Source organism: Streptomyces sp. KR80, from assembly GCF_052245555.1.
In the GTDB taxonomy this organism is placed as follows: domain Bacteria; phylum Actinomycetota; class Actinomycetes; order Streptomycetales; family Streptomycetaceae; genus Streptomyces.
Genome location: NZ_JBQQCD010000011.1, coordinates 69,236 through 83,814, shown reverse-complemented (window position 1 = coordinate 83,814; position 14,579 = coordinate 69,236). Strand labels below are relative to the sequence as shown.

The following is a 14,579-nucleotide window of genomic DNA, read 5'->3' as shown; positions in this document are numbered from 1 at the left end:
TCCGGCGGTCGGGTCAGACCCCGGCGCCGATGAGCGCGTTGATCCGCTGCGGATCTCCGCAGATGATCAGCAGCACTCCCGCCTTGGCCATGGCGGCGGGCAGCGCACGGATCGCGGCATCGTCCGCGCCCCCGTTCACCGCGACGACCACGACAGGACGCCCCGCCGCTCGCCCGGCCACCGCGGCGTCCGCGTAGAACACATCGTCGCGGGCATCGTGCTGCGCCCAGTACGACTCCTCGCCGAAGGACAACTCGTGTGCGGCCCATGGATGCTGATCGCCCGTGGTCAGCACCAGGACGTCGTGGGGGGCACGTCCGGAGTCCAGCAGCAGATCCACGGCCTCTTCGGCCGCGTCCAGCGCCCCCTCGGCCGGGGCAGGGATCAGCTGGATCTGCGGACCCGAGGTGGACGCCGGGGACTTGGCGGCATCACGCGGGCTGCGCTGCACCGGTGTGGCGGCTGGGCCACGCTGGGGTCCGGGGCGACCGGGCCGCCCAGTGGCAGGCCTGAGCCCCGGACCGGGGACGGGACGAGGGGTCTGCGCGGTACGGCCGGCGGCCGGGCTGACGCGGGGACCCGGGACACTCTCGTGAATCGGAGGCTCCTCGGGGATGAGAGGCATGGGCTGATGTCTATCAAACGTCGGTGCGATGCGCATCCGCGGGGCCGGGTGGATGACAGGACGGCCGCTCAGAAGTCGAATCCGAGTTGCCCTCCGGATTCCAGGGACGTCTGCCGCGGCACGACGCGCTCCCGCTTCAGATGCCGCCAGTGCGGCAGGCCGTCCCAGTAGGCCCAGGACATCCGGTGGTGGACCGTGGGCCCGAGCGACTCCAGTGCCGCACGGTGCACAGGCGACGGGTAGCCCGCATTTCCCACGAAGTCGAAGTCGGGGAACTCCAGGCCCAGTTCCGCCATCATGGCGTCCCGGCAGACCTTGGCGATCACGGAGGCGGCGGCGACCGCGACACAGGACTGATCGCCCTTGATGACCGTACGGACCCGCCAGGGCGCTCCCAAGTAGTCGTGCTTGCCGTCCAGGATCACCGCATCGGGCCGGACCGGCAGCGCCTCCAGGGCTCGCCCCGCCGCGAGTCGCAGCGCTGCCGTCATCCCCAGCTCGTCGATCTCCTGGGGCGAGGCGTGCCCGAGGGCGTGGGAGGTGACCCAGCCTTCCAGCACCCCCGCCAATTCCGTTCGCCGCTTGGGCGTGAGCAGCTTGGAATCCGTCAGGCCCTCGGGTGGTCGGCGCAGGCCGGTGACCGCGGCGCACACCGTGACCGGACCGGCCCAGGCACCACGCCCGACCTCGTCGACGCCGGCCACCATTCTGGCTCCGGTGGTGGCGCGCAGTGAGCGCTCGACGCGATGAGTAGGCGGTTCGTACGTCATGGCGTCCTCAGATTACGCCGCTCGGGCCGCGCTACGGGAGGCGGGCCCAGACCCGGTGCGGCAGCAGAGCACCGCACCGGGTGATGCCCTTCAGTAGGCGTCACGCTCGGCCTCGTACGCTCCCGCGCGGGCGCAGGCGGCCTGGGGGTCGGAAACCGGCCGGTCCTTCAGGATGGCACGGGCCCGGGATGCGCCGAGGCTGGTGGCATACCAGGGGTCGCGATGTGCCACCAGGCTGCGCTCGATGTCGCGCAGGGCGCAGGAGCGCTGCGGCTCCGGGAGCCGGTCGAGGGCCGGTACGGCGTCGGCCGAGAGGTCCTGCAGATACTCCAGGTCGATCTTGCCGGTGCGCTCATACCGCCCGACGTTCTGCTCCGCCACGAGTCCGTCCGGTGAGAGCAGGCCGAAGGCCAGCACCGCCGCCGCGGCGCTGCCGATGACCGCGCGCGGCAGCCGACCGTCACCGAGCAGTCCCGCGGCCATGATGAGCACGAGGACCAGGCCGAGCCAGAGTTCGGCGCCGGCCACCGACACCCGGAGCCGGGTCAGCCCGTAGGCGTCGACGTAGAGGTCCATGCGCCGCAGGGCGGATGCGACCACCACCAGGGTGAGGACGCAGAGCGTGCCGAGCACGGCGCGGACGAGAGTGCGGTCGTGCCGGTTTCCGCGAGGCGCCCAGCGCAGCGCCAGAGCGATGACGACCAGCGTGAGGAGCGTGGCGCAGAGCAGTTGCCAGAACCCTTGGCGGGCGTACTCCGCGTACGTCAGACCGGTCTCCTTGAGCACCGTGTCGTAGCCGCCGAGGAGCACGGCGAGTTGGACCGCGATGAAGGCGGCGAAGAGCACATTGAGCACGATGAGCGGAAGGGCCCACTCCAGGCGGGCGCGCGGCCGCCCGCCGGTGCTCCCCAGCCGGTCCCAGTGCAGCGGTGCCGCAGCGGTCCGGGCAGCGGCGAGCGCGCCCAGCAGGCCCAGCAGGAAGAAGAAGACGCGGAGCGGGGCGACGGTGACATCGGGCACCAGACTGCCGAGCAGATCGGCGAAGGCGGCGTCGGCGCCTGCGAAGAGGGCCCCGAAGACGGCGAGGAGGAGGACGGCGACTCCCGCCGGGCGCGCCACCGGTGCCCAGCGCTGCCGCGTGCCCTCGGAGGACTGGCGCAGTCCCTGCCAGGCCCAACGGGCCCCCGGCAGCACCGCGCCCAGCACACCGACCGAGCCGAGGAGGGTGCCCCGCCAGGTGCGGCAGCCGTGCAGGGCGAGGGAGCCGAGCGCAAGTGCGGCGAGCATCGCGAGGAACGTCGGCCAACCGGCGTCGCGCACTGCGGGTACGGCGAGCAGGGCCAGGCCTCCGCCCGCCCAGACCAGGGTCCAGGGCCGGGTCCGACGGCCTGCCTCCCGGGCTGCGAAGGCCGCCGCGAGAGCCGCCGGCACAGCAACGATCAGCAGGTTGATTCCGATGCCCTCGTCGAGCAGCAGCGCACTCAGGACGGCGGTGGCGAGTGCCGCCCACGCGGTGGCGGGCCGGATGGCAGCGGGCCGTCCGGACTGGACTTTCTCACGCCAGTGCGGTGGCGGGAGCGGGCCGGAGAGCGACTGCGCCTTGCTGCACTGCGTCGGGTGCTGCTCCTTCCGGAGGTGCGACGGTGCATGCCAGGGATCCGGCATGGAGGCTTCCGGTTCTTCCTCCGCGCGCTCCCCGGCTGAGCTGTGCTCGTGCTCGTCGGCATCCGCGTCGACGTACTCGTCGAACTGCTCCGCCTGCTGGTCGTGCTCCTCGGCCTGTTCCTCCGGTCTCGGAGCGGTGGACGGCGAATCGGACACGGGACCCCCTCCCGACCAGGCCGCCGCCCCTGGTGCATCGGCGAGGTCGGCCCGGTGTCTCGTTGGTACCACCAGCCATGATCGGCCCGTGGATGGGCGTCAGGGTAAGCCGCTCCGATGCAGGTGACGGCGACCGGGGGTCGGTAAGCGGAAGCTGTGGCATGACCGTGACACAGGCCGGGCCCCCGTCAGGCGGTCCGGACGACGGGTCAGCCCGCCTCCGCCGGTGCCCAGGCAGGCAACGGCTCGGTGTGCTCCTGCCACTCGCGCGGCGGCGCACCTGCCTCGGCGGCCGCGACGACGCCGCCCACGATGGCGCAGGTCGTGTCCACATCGCCGCCCACCTGCGCCGTGGTCCAGAACGCCCCGGTGAAGTCCCCGAGGTGGCGGGCGGCGGCCCAGAGCGTGAAGGGCACGGTGTCGTGTGCACTGGTACGGCGCCCGCAGCCGAGGACGGCGGCCACCGTTCCGGCATCGCCGTAGTCGAGCATGTCGCGGGCGCGCCGCAGTCCGGCGTGCATGGCGCTGCGCGGCACGAGTTCGATCACCGTGTCCAGGAGGGCTTCCGGTCCGGCGCAGCCCTTCGGGTCCGCGACCAGGGCCGCCGCGGCGGCGACCGCCATGCTTCCGGCGACGGCCTCACGGTGCTGGTGCGTGATGTAGGACGAGATCTCCGCCTGGTGCGTGGCCTGCTCCGGGTCGCCCGCGTACCAGGCCCCGAGCGGAGCGATCCGCATCGCGGCACCGTTACCCCACGACCCCTGCCCGTTGAACAGGGCGGAGGCGAGCTCACGCCAGTCGCCGCCCTCCCGGATCAGGCGCAGCATCCGGTTGACGGCCGGGCCGTAGCCGCGGTCGACGTCGTGGTGCTCGGCGAAGGACCGGGCGAGCGCGTCCTGGTCGACGCGTCCGTGGTCGACCAGGACGGCCAGTACCGAGCACGCCATCTCCGTGTCGTCCGTCCACTGCCAGACACCGGGAGGCAGCTCTCGCCGCTTCAGGGCCGGGTAGTTCGAGGGCACGAAGAACTGGGAGCCCAGCGCATCGCCCACGGCCAGCCCCCGCAGGCTCGCCAGGGCGCGCTCACAGCGTCGCATCAGAGGGGGATCAGCGGTCATCGCCGTGACACTCTAACCGGTGGTGTCGTACGACTCGGGGGTGCACCAGCGCTCGAACGGCCGGTCCAGGCGGTAGCGGCCGTCCGCGCCGAGGATCAGCGTCCGGAACTCTCCGTTCCGAGGATTGGACAGGGACTCGAATTCGGCCACCGTCCAGTGGAACCAGCGCATGCAGAACAGCCGCATCGTCAGGCCATGAGTGACCAGGAGGACGTTCGGCGGGTGATCCGGCCGCTCGAAGCTCCGGTGGAGGCTCTCCAGAAACGCCCCGACCCGGTCGTAGACGTCCGCACCGGACTCCCCCTGGGGGAAGCGGTAGAAGAAGTGCCCGTACGCGTCACGGTGGACCTTCTGCATCCGCACGTCCTCGGCGTCCTGCCAGTTGCCCCAGTCCTGCTCCCGAAGGCGCGGCTCTTCCCGGACCCGCACCAGCCTCGGGTCGAGTCCGAGCGCCCGGAAGGTCTGGTGGGTCCGCCGGTACGGGGAGACGTACGCGCTGACCCTCTCGTCACCGAAGAGTGCCCGCAGCCGCTCCCCCGCCTCCTCCGCCTGGCGCCATCCGGCCGGGGTCAGGTGCAGCGCATGGTCGGGCTGCCGCTCGTAGACCGTGTCATCGACGTTGCCCTCCGACTCTCCGTGCCGGAGGAGAACGATGCGCCGCGGCCGTGCCATGCCGCCACCATAGATCGCGGGCCGGGGACCGGCGCGCCCTCAGACCGACCAGGACGGTTCGAGGGCGACGACGTCGCCGGCGAGTGCGGATACGTCGGCCTCGATCTGGGTGCGCAGCGCCAGGCGCTCCACGCGTTCCGCACGGTACTTCCCGTGCTCCGCCGCGGAGTCCCACAGCGACAGCACCAGGAATTCATTGCCCGGCGCCTCCCCGAAGACCCCCCGCAGCATGCCGGGCGACCCGGCCATGGCCGGATTCCACACCTTCTCCTGCATGAGTGTGAAGTGCTCCACCCGGTCCGGACGGACTCGGCAGTGGGCCACCCGCGCCACATCCGCGTCGGAGAAGACCGGCCGGAAACCGACCTTCACATCGAAGCGGTGCTCGAAGAGGCGTATCCGGGCGTCCTTGAAGGTGCCGGACTGCGCGGCTGCGAGCCGGGTGTGCGACCGCGCCATGAAGGAGTCGTAGAACGCCCGGCTCTCCCAGAAGGCGAAGAGATGGACCACATCCGGCCGCGCCCGGCTCCATCCACCGCCCTGTCCCCGGAATCCCGGTTCGCCGAGCAGCCCCGCCCACTTTCGCTGCCCCCGCTCGAAACCGCGGCGGTCCACCACGGTGCAGCGAATCCACTTGACCAGCACCGCGCCATCGTAGTGGGAGCCGACCACCGGCCGGCTCCCACGCGTCGATCGTTCGCGATCAGCTGCAGCCGCTGGTCGAGCCACAGCCCTCGCACAGGTAGCAGCTGCCCGCGCGGCGCATCTTGGTGCCGCACGAGAAGCACAGTGGGGCGTCCGCGTTCAGCCCGAGCTGCATCTCCACCAGCTCGGTGGAGCTGTGCGCCTCCTTGGGTGCGGGCACAGCCGCCGTCACCTCGGGCTTCGGCGAGTTCTGCGAGGTCACCCTGGGCACCTCGACCTGACGCGGTGCGGACTGGGCGAGCCCCTCGACGTCCATCTCGTCGTCGGACGGCTCGTACGAACCGGTCTCCAGGTGGCGCTGACGCTCGTCGGCCGAGTGGATGCCGAGCGCCGAACGGGTCTCGAACGGCAGGAAGTCCAGCGCCAGGCGGCGGAAGATGTAGTCGACGATCGACTGTGCCATCCGCACGTCCGGGTCGTCGGTCATACCGGCCGGCTCAAAGCGCATGTTGGTGAACTTCGAGACGTAGGTCTCCAGCGGCACGCCGTACTGCAGGCCCACCGAGACGGCGATGGAGAAGGCGTCCATCATGCCCGCGAGGGTCGAGCCCTGCTTGGACATCTTCAGGAAGACCTCGCCGAGGCCGTCGTCCGGGTAGGAGTTGGCCGTCATGTAGCCCTCGGCGCCACCCACCGTGAAGGAGGTGGTGATGCCGGGGCGGCCCTTCGGCAGGCGCTTGCGGACCGGTCGGTACTCGACGATCTTCTCCGCCGGCGGCTCGGTCACCTCCGCTGCCTTCTCCTTCCACTTCTTGGTCGAGAGCGGCTGGCCGACCTTGCAGTTGTCGCGGTAGATCGCGAGCGCCTTCAGCCCGAGTTTCCAGCCCTCGAAGTAGATCTCCTCGATCTCCTCGACGGTGGCCTGCTCCGGCATGTTCACGGTCTTGGAGATCGCGCCGGACAGGAACGGCTGGGCGGCCGCCATCATCCGGACGTGGCCCATCGGCGAGATGGAGCGCTCGCCCATCGCACAGTCGAAGACCTCGTAGTGCTCCTGGCGCAGGCCCGGGGCGTCGATCACATTGCCGTGCTCGGCGATGTGGGCGACGATCGCCTCGACCTGCTCGGGCTGGTAGCCGAGCCGCTTCAGCGCCTTCGGGACCGTGTTGTTCACGATCTGCATCGACCCGCCGCCGACGAGCTTCTTGAACTTGACCAGGGCCAGGTCCGGCTCGACGCCGGTGGTGTCGCAGTCCATCATCAGGCCGATGGTGCCGGTCGGGGCCAGCACCGACGCCTGGGCGTTGCGGAAACCGTTCTTCGCCCCGAGGCGAAGGACGTCCTGCCACGCCTCGGTGGCCGCGGCCCACACCGGGGTGTCCAGGTCGTCCATGCGCTTGGCGGTGTCGTTGGCGTCCGCGTGCTGCTTCATAACGCGCTTGTGGGCGTCGGCGTTGCGCGCGTAGCCGTCGTACGGGCCGACGACCGCGGCGAGCTCGGCGGAGCGCTTGTACGAGGTGCCGGTCATCAGCGAGGTGATAGCGCCGGCCAGCGCGCGGCCGCCGTCCGAGTCGTACGCGTGGCCGGTGGCCATCAGCAGGGCGCCCAGGTTGGCGTAGCCGATGCCCAGCTGGCGGAACGCGCGCGTGGTCTCGCCGATCTTCTGGGTCGGGAAGTCCGCGAAGCAGATGGAGATGTCCATCGCGGTGGTGACCAGCTCGACGACCTTGGCGAAGCGCTCGGCGGCGAACGACTGGTTGCCCAGGTCGTCGTCGCGCAGGAACTTCATCAGGTTGAGCGAGGCGAGGTTGCACGAGGAGTTGTCCAGGTGCATGTACTCGCTGCACGGGTTGGAGGCGGTGATCCGGCCCGACTCCGGCGAGGTGTGCCAGTGGTTGATGGTGTCGTCGTACTGGATCCCCGGGTCGGCGCAGGCCCAGGCGGCCTCGGCCATCTTCCGGAAGAGGCCCTTGGCGTCGACCTCCTCGATGACGTCATGCGTCATCCGCGCGCGCAGGCCGAACCTGGAACCCGACTCGACGGCCTTCATGAACTCGTCGTTCACCCGGACCGAGTTGTTGGCGTTCTGGTACTGGACGGAGGTGATGTCCTCGCCGCCGAGGTCCATGTCGAAGCCCGCGTCGCGCAGTGCGCGGATCTTCTCCTCCTCCTTCACCTTGGTCTCGATGAAGGCCTCGACATCCGGGTGGTCCACATCCAGGACGACCATCTTGGCCGCGCGGCGGGTCGCACCACCGGACTTGATCGTTCCTGCGGACGCGTCGGCCCCGCGCATGAAGGAAACCGGACCCGAGGCGTTGCCGCCGGAGGAGAGCAGCTCCTTGGAAGAACGGATGCGGGAGAGGTTCAGACCGGCGCCGGAGCCGCCCTTGAAGATCATCCCCTCTTCCTTGTACCAGTCGAGGATCGACTCCATGGAGTCGTCGACGGAGAGGATGAAGCAGGCGGAGACCTGCTGCGGCTGCTTGGTGCCGACGTTGAACCACACCGGGGAGTTGAAGCTGAACACCTGGTGCAGCAGGGCGTAGGTGAGCTCGTGGTCGAAGATCTCGGCATCCGCCGGAGAGGCGAAGTAGCCGTGGTCATCACCGGCCTTGCGGTACGTCCCGACTACGCGGTCGATGAGCTGCTTCAGGCTCGACTCGCGGTCGGGGGACCCCACCGCACCCCGGAAGTACTTGCTCGTCACGATGTTGACCGCGTTCACCGACCAGAAGTCGGGGAACTCGACGCCACGCTGCTCGAAGTTGACCGAGCCGTCACGCCAGTTGGTCATGACGACGTCACGGCGCTCCCACACCACCTCGTCATACGGGTGCACGCCGGGGGTGGTGTGAATGCGCTCGATGCGCAGCCCCTTGCTCGCCTTACTGCCCTTGGCGCGGGAGCCTCGTGCCGGGCCGCTCGTCGTCTCTGTCATGCCGCCTCCCTGTACGGGCTATAACGCCCTGATGTGCCCATTCTCTTCCCCTTGGGCACGGTGTCTGTCTGGTGCCCGCGCGCTCGCCGCGCTCCGGGCAGGTCTGTGTGCGCCGCTAGTCGGCGGCAGTCGCCGGGGCAGGTTCCTCGCGGTCCCCGGCGGGCCCGGCGGCGCCCGCGGAAGATCGTTGCTCGCGCAGCTCCGCGACTGCGGCCTCGAAGTCCTCCAGCGAGTCGAACGCCCGGTACACGGACGCGAACCGCAGGTAAGCGACGAGATCGAGCTCCTGGAGCGGGCCGAGTATCGCGAGTCCGACGTCATGGGTGGACAGCTCGGCGCTGCCGGTGGCGCGCACCGCCTCCTCGACCCGCTGGCCGAGTTTGGCGAGCGCGTCTTCAGTGACAGGACGGCCCTGGCACGCCTTGCGCACGCCGGAGATGACCTTGTCGCGGCTGAAGGGCTCGGTGACCCCGCTCCGCTTGATCACCATGAGTGACGCCGTCTCCACCGTGGTGAATCGGCGGGAGCAGTCGGGGCACTGACGACGCCTGCGGATGGAGGTCCCGTCGTCGGTGGTACGGCTGTCCACGACGCGGCTGTCGGGGTGCCTGCAGAAGGGGCAGTGCATGTCCTCACCCTCCTCGACCCTCATGACCGTCGTACGACACAGGACAGCGCGACGCAGCACGACACAGCACGGCTGCACAGCTCCGCCGGACCCGCGAACGGGCCCTGGGAACAGCCTCAAGCATAGGCGATATCCGGGCTCATGGAGGACCGGGCACCACAACTTGTAGGTGACTGCCGACAATCTAACCACTAGATGTGGTGGTCGCCCGCCAGGCGCGCCGATTTGCGTGTCGCGCTGTCGCGGTCGCCATGAGCGTACGGGAGACCCCTGCGGGCCGACCGGCGGGGGCGGAGATGACACACTGGGTGCCACGACGGGAACCCTCCGGGCCCGGCACCCGTCGGCCATGTCGGCGGGGACGGGGCAGCGGCGGGAGTGCCCGCCTAATACACCCGCCCCCGTGATCACGTCAGCACATCTACGAAATTTCACTCGAACGTGTGTTTGGCGCAACCTTTCGAAAGCAACTACCGTTGTGCCCTGGGGAGAACATCTCGAGAGGGGCCGACGACGTGACCACCACCGCAGACAGTGCCACCATCACCGCCCAGGACCGCTCCCAGCACCGACTCGACCAGACGCGCACGATGAACGACACGGCAGCCATGAACCCTGAAGGGCAGAAGCCCGCTCGCTCGCTGCCCGGCCGACCTCCAGGAATCCGGGCCGACAGCTCCGGCCTCACGGACCGGCAGCGAAGGGTCATCGAGGTGATCCGGGACTCAGTGCAGCGGCGCGGTTACCCACCGTCGATGCGCGAGATCGGCCAGGCAGTCGGACTCTCGAGCACGTCCTCCGTCGCCCACCAGCTCATGGCTCTGGAGCGCAAGGGCTTCCTGCGCCGCGACCCGCACCGCCCACGGGCCTACGAGGTCCGCGGCTCGGACGGACCGACCGCCCAGCCGACCGACACCACGGGAAAGCCAGCCGCGTCCTACGTGCCGCTGGTCGGCCGGATCGCAGCCGGTGGCCCGATCCTCGCCGAGGAATCGGTTGAGGACGTGTTCCCGCTCCCCCGCCAATTGGTCGGTGACGGTGAGCTGTTCGTGCTCAAGGTCGTGGGTGACTCGATGGTCGAGGCGGCGATCTGCGACGGTGACTGGGTGACCGTGCGCCGCCAGCCGGTCGCGGAGAACGGCGACATCGTGGCCGCCATGCTCGAGGGCGAGGCCACGGTGAAGCGCTTCAAGCGGGAGGACGGCCATGTGTGGCTGCTCCCCCACAACTCCGCCTACCAGCCGATCCCCGGTGACGAGGCGACGATCCTCGGCAAGGTGGTTGCCGTTCTCCGCCGGGTCTGAGACGCCCGTTGCGACCGGGCCCCGGGACCCCTGCGCCGGTTCCGGGGCCCGTTTCTTGCGCCTAAGCCGGCGCCGCTTGGGGGGCACCTCCCAGCGGTAGCGGGGGGAGGACCTGGTTGATCACCGTCGGGGTTACTCAATTGATGGTTGCGGTAAGACGGCGATCAGGGGCTACTGATCGGCCGCTTTGGCGGCGGCGTCGATGGCGGCGAGCGAGCGGCGTACCTGGTTACGGTCCGTGGTGTACCAGAAGTCGGGCATCGAGGTGCGGAGGAAGCCGCCGTAGCGGGCGGTGGCCAGCCGGGGATCGAGCACCGCGACCACGCCCCGGTCTCCCGAGGCCCGGACCAGCCGACCGGCGCCCTGCGCCATCAGCAGCGCCGCATGGCTCGCCGCGACGGCCATGAAGCCGTTCCCTCCGCCCTCCTCGACGGCCTTCTGCCGGGCGCTCATCAGCGGGTCGTCGGGCCGGGGGAAGGGAATCCTGTCCATCACGACCAGCTGGCAGTTCGACCCTGGCACGTCGACCCCCTGCCACAGCGACAGGGTGCCGAAGAGGCAGGTCCGGGCGTCGGCTGCGAAGGCCCGGATCAGTTCACCGAGCGTCTCTTCGCCCTGCAGCAGGACCGGCAGGTCGAGCCGCTCCCGCAAGGCCTCCGCCGCCCCCTGTGCCGCCCGCATGGAGGAGAACAGACCGAGGGTGCGACCGCCCGCGGCCGCCACGAGCTCGGCGAGCTCGTCCAGCATGTCCGTGCGGGCTCCTTCGCGGCCCGGCTGAGCCAAGTGTCTGGCCACGTACAAGATGCCCTGCTTCGGATAGTCGAACGGCGAGCCGACGTCGAGGCCCGTCCACAGCAGGCCGGCGGCGTCGGCGTCCTCGCCGCCTCCCTCGTCCTTCATGCCTTCCGGGGACAGGCCGAGCGACGCGGCCACCCCGGTGAAGTCACCGCCGAGCTTGAGCGTCGCCGAGGTCAGGACGACGGAGCGGTCGGCGAAGAGCTTCTCGCGCAGCAGTCCGGACACCGAGAGCGGCGCGACCCGCAGGGAGGCCCCGAACCGGTCGTGCCGCTCGTACCAGACGACGTCGTACTCGGACCCGTTCGCGATGCGCTCCGCGACGGCGTGGACGTTCTCGACCGAGGCGAGGGCCTGCTTGCGCACGGCATCTTCGTCCTGCACCGATGTGTCGCGTGTGGTGCCGAGTGCGGTGATCACCGTGCGGGACGCGTCGCGGAGCGCCATGAGCGCATAGCCGAGGTCTTCCGGAATCTCCTCGAGCCGGCCGGGAAGCGCCAGCTCCATCAGCCTCTCGAAGGTCTCGGCAGCCGTCTGCAGCGCGTCCGCCGCCTTCTCGTCGACCAGCTTGGCGGCACGGCGCACAGCGCGGTTGACGGACCCGGGGGTCAGCTCACCGGTGGCCGCGCCCGTCACACGCGAGACCAGCTCATGAGCCTCGTCGATGACCAGCACGTCATGGCGGGGCAGTACTGGCGCCCCCTCGATGGCGTCGATCGCGAGCAGAGCGTGATTGGTCACCACGACCTCGGCGAGCTTGGCCCGCTCCCGCGCGGCCTCGGCGAAGCACTCGGCGCCGTAGGGGCACTTCGAAGCACCGAGGCACTCGCGGGAGGAGACCGACACCTGGGCCCACGCCCGGTCCGAAACGCCGGGGGTGAGATCGTCCCGGTCCCCCGTCTCCGTCTCGTCCGCCCAGTCGCGCATCCTCAGCAGGTCCTTGCCGAGCTTGCTGGTCGGCGTCGCGGACTCGAAGACGTCGAACAGGCCGTCTTCCTCCTCCTGTGGAACGCCTTCGTGCAGACGGTGCAGACACAGATAGTTGGAACGTCCCTTGAGCATGGCGAACTGTGGGCGCCTGCGGAGCAGCGGATGCAGCGCCTCCACGGTGCGCGGCAGATCGCGCTCGACGAGCTGCCGCTGGAGCGCAAGCGTCGCGGTCGCGACGACCACCCTCCCCCCGGCTTCGCCGGGTGGTGCCGCCACCCCCTGCGCGAGCGCGGGCACCAGGTATCCCAGGGACTTGCCGGTGCCGGTACCGGCCTGGACCAGCAGGTGACGGCCGCTGTCGACGGCCGCGGCCACGGCCTCGGCCATGGTCACCTGACCAGGTCGCTCGGTGCCGCCGACTGCGGTGACGGCGGCGTGCAGCAGGTCGGCAAGTGAGGGCTTCGTCATAGCGGACCCACCCTACGTGGCCGCACTGACATCGCTCACCGTCACGGCCTGCACAGGGGGTTGGGCACGGTGCCGTGGACGGCGGCGTGCGGCCGGTCGGGGCGGTCGCGGTAGCCGTCGAGGTGGAGCCGGTTGCGGTTCAGGCACAGCCTTTCGATGCGGGGAGTGAGCAGATCGAAGGTCTCGTACCGGTCCTTGAGCTCGGGAAAACGTGCGTGATAGCGGAGGATCTCCTCCCTCACGAGTGACCAGAACGCGGTTTCGCGCACCCCCAGGTGCTCCTCGCAGAGCGGTGCGAGGTAGCGGAAGACGCCGACGAAGAGGCCGGAGTGGATGAACTGAGTGAGGAAGTCGGGCGGCTCGGTGAGCAGCACGGCCCGTACCTCGTCGGGCATGGTGTCGTGCTCCGGCAGCGGCTCGGCACTCACGTTCACGTCGTCGACAAAGTCCTTCACCGCCAGCCGCACCGGCACGTCGTGCTCGTCGAAGACCACGATCGCGTTCTCGCCGTGCGGCGAGAAGACCGTGCCGTACCGGTAGAGGAAATGCAGCAGCGGGGGCAGCAGTGCGGCGAAGAGACGGGCCAGCCAGGCGGTCGGCGCGAGTCCGGAGCGGCGGACGAGCTCCGCGGTGAACGAGCGGCCCTGGGGATCGGTGAGCAGGAGCGCTGCCAGGGTGCGGGCCCGTTCCCTGGCGTCGAGGCGGGGGCCGAGCGGCTCTCGCCAGATGCAGCCGAGGAGCTCCCGGTACTGGTACGGGACGCCCGGCAACCGGTCGTACAGCGGGTGCTCGACCGTGACGGAGGCGGTCTCCCCGAGCAGGACGACGCGTGTTTCGTCGCGGAGGAAGGGATCGGCGTCGCGCAGGGCGTGCACCCAGCCGGTGACCGCGGGCGCTGCGAGGGTGCGTTCGGTGGGCAAGCCCCGCCACACCAGGGTGTTCAGGATGGAGAGTGGCAGTTTCACCGTGCGGGCGTGCGGGCGGCTGGTGTTGAGGAAGGTGCGAATCGACTGCTGAGGCAGCCGGAAGTCCTCGTCCTCCGGGAGCGGAATGATCGTTCCGTCAGCGATCTGCGGGGCGAAGAGGGGCGCGATGCTCTCGTCCCACTGCCAGGGGTGGACGGGGAGCCAGAGGTAGTCCGCGGGGTCACGGCCGTGGTTCGTGAGGGTGCGGGAGAAGGCTGCCCGGGTGACGGCGCTGAGCTCCTCGGCATAGAGCCGCTCGGGGTCGGCGAGTCCGGGGACGCCGCGGTACTGGGCGAGATCGCGGTGGACGGCGAGCCAGGGCAGGCGACGGGGGATGCGCGCTTCAGGCGCCCAGTGCGTCGTGTCGCCGGCGGAGAAACCGAGACGGCCCTTGTTGACGACGATCCACGGATGGCCGGTCTGGTGGCCCTCGAGGTCGGCGTAGCCGAGGTCGGCGAGATCCGTGACGCCTGCCGCCGTGGCGTCGATCCGGGTGTCGGCGGCGAGGGTGGCGGTGAGCTCGCGCAGCAGGTGGCCGGTGGTGTCACCGGTCAGGCCGAGGACCGTGTCGTGGGCCTGCGCGACGAACTGCAGAGGGTCGGCACTTGGCGTGATCGAGTCCGGGTCGACCCGCCAGTGCCCGTACGCGCCGCGGTGGGCCCGGAAGCGATAGGTGATGCCGTCGGCGACGGGGAGCTGGTACGCGAGCGCGTCGGTGCCGTCGGGCCGGGGCGCGATCACCTCTTCGTACGCGAACTCGGCGAGCATCTTGGCGAGCAGGCGGCGGGCCGCTCGGTGCCAGGCGGCAGGCCGTTGTGTCGGTGACGGACGCAAGGGTCTGGGCTCCTCGGACGGGGACGGGATGGGAACGGACATGGGCCGAGCGGTGTAGAGAAA

Annotated in this window: 11 protein-coding genes; 1 reads left to right on the top strand and 10 read right to left on the bottom strand. The window is 70.2% G+C overall.

Features of this window, described 5'->3' with window-relative positions; genetic code table 11:
• Positions 1–13: 13 nt before the first annotated feature.
• From ACTWQI_RS17485 to nrdR, 8 genes are all read right to left on the bottom strand, one after another.
• Complete coding sequence (locus ACTWQI_RS17485; protein ID WP_443271451.1) at positions 14–625, bottom strand: hypothetical protein; 612 nt, start codon at positions 623–625, stop codon at positions 14–16.
• Between the two features lie 68 nt (positions 626–693).
• A complete protein-coding gene (locus ACTWQI_RS17480) occupies positions 694–1,395 on the bottom strand; it encodes a ribonuclease HII (RefSeq protein WP_443271449.1) in 702 nt (233 codons plus the stop codon).
• Positions 1,396–1,485: 90 nt separating this feature from the next.
• Positions 1,486–3,216, bottom strand: a complete 1,731-nt coding sequence (locus tag ACTWQI_RS17475; RefSeq protein ID WP_443271447.1) for a DUF4153 domain-containing protein — start codon at positions 3,214–3,216, stop codon at positions 1,486–1,488.
• A 209-nt stretch (positions 3,217–3,425) separates the two neighbouring features.
• Positions 3,426–4,334 carry an ADP-ribosylglycohydrolase family protein gene (locus ACTWQI_RS17470; protein WP_443271445.1) on the bottom strand — a complete coding sequence of 303 codons (909 nt, stop codon included), beginning with the start codon at positions 4,332–4,334 and terminating at the stop codon, positions 3,426–3,428.
• A 12-nt stretch (positions 4,335–4,346) separates the two neighbouring features.
• Positions 4,347–5,006 (bottom strand): histidine phosphatase family protein, encoded by a 660-nt coding sequence (locus ACTWQI_RS17465; protein ID WP_443271444.1) that lies wholly within the window; start codon positions 5,004–5,006, stop codon positions 4,347–4,349.
• 39 nt (positions 5,007–5,045) lie between these two features.
• Positions 5,046–5,651 (bottom strand): YdbC family protein, encoded by a 606-nt coding sequence (locus tag ACTWQI_RS17460; RefSeq protein ID WP_443271442.1) that lies wholly within the window; start codon positions 5,649–5,651, stop codon positions 5,046–5,048.
• A 58-nt stretch (positions 5,652–5,709) separates the two neighbouring features.
• Complete coding sequence (locus ACTWQI_RS17455; protein WP_443271441.1) at positions 5,710–8,592, bottom strand: vitamin B12-dependent ribonucleotide reductase; 2,883 nt, start codon at positions 8,590–8,592, stop codon at positions 5,710–5,712.
• Between the two features lie 115 nt (positions 8,593–8,707).
• The gene (nrdR, locus tag ACTWQI_RS17450) at positions 8,708–9,220 is read right to left on the bottom strand and encodes a transcriptional regulator NrdR (protein ID WP_443271439.1); all 513 of its coding nucleotides are present in this window, start codon (positions 9,218–9,220) and stop codon (positions 8,708–8,710) included.
• Positions 9,221–9,735: 515 nt separating this feature from the next.
• Between nrdR and lexA the strand changes: the two genes are divergently transcribed.
• Positions 9,736–10,524: a transcriptional repressor LexA gene (gene lexA / locus ACTWQI_RS17445; protein WP_443271438.1), complete on the top strand. Its 789-nt coding sequence runs from the start codon at positions 9,736–9,738 to the stop codon at positions 10,522–10,524.
• Between the two features lie 171 nt (positions 10,525–10,695).
• Here the strand turns inward: lexA and ACTWQI_RS17440 are convergent, their stop codons facing one another.
• A complete protein-coding gene (locus ACTWQI_RS17440; protein ID WP_443271437.1) occupies positions 10,696–12,717 on the bottom strand; it encodes an ATP-dependent DNA helicase in 2,022 nt (673 codons plus the stop codon).
• A 41-nt stretch (positions 12,718–12,758) separates the two neighbouring features.
• Positions 12,759–14,558 carry an IucA/IucC family protein gene (locus ACTWQI_RS17435; protein ID WP_443271435.1) on the bottom strand — a complete coding sequence of 600 codons (1,800 nt, stop codon included), beginning with the start codon at positions 14,556–14,558 and terminating at the stop codon, positions 12,759–12,761.
• Positions 14,559–14,579: the final 21 nt, after the last annotated feature.

What these genes read in the sequence shown, in the direction of transcription:
- ACTWQI_RS17485 (WP_443271451.1), bottom strand. Translation starts at nt 625, where the DNA reads ATGCCTCTCATCCCCGAGGAGCCTCCGATTCACGAGAGTGTCCCGGGT.
- ACTWQI_RS17480 (WP_443271449.1), bottom strand. Translation starts at nt 1,395, where the DNA reads ATGACGTACGAACCGCCTACTCATCGCGTCGAGCGCTCACTGCGCGCC.
- ACTWQI_RS17470 (WP_443271445.1), bottom strand. Translation starts at nt 4,334, where the DNA reads ATGACCGCTGATCCCCCTCTGATGCGACGCTGTGAGCGCGCCCTGGCG.
- ACTWQI_RS17465 (WP_443271444.1), bottom strand. Translation starts at nt 5,006, where the DNA reads ATGGCACGGCCGCGGCGCATCGTTCTCCTCCGGCACGGAGAGTCGGAG.
- ACTWQI_RS17455 (WP_443271441.1), bottom strand. Translation starts at nt 8,592, where the DNA reads ATGACAGAGACGACGAGCGGCCCGGCACGAGGCTCCCGCGCCAAGGGC.
- nrdR (WP_443271439.1), bottom strand. Translation starts at nt 9,220, where the DNA reads ATGCACTGCCCCTTCTGCAGGCACCCCGACAGCCGCGTCGTGGACAGC.
- ACTWQI_RS17440 (WP_443271437.1), bottom strand. Translation starts at nt 12,717, where the DNA reads ATGACGAAGCCCTCACTTGCCGACCTGCTGCACGCCGCCGTCACCGCA.
- ACTWQI_RS17435 (WP_443271435.1), bottom strand. Translation starts at nt 14,558, where the DNA reads ATGTCCGTTCCCATCCCGTCCCCGTCCGAGGAGCCCAGACCCTTGCGT.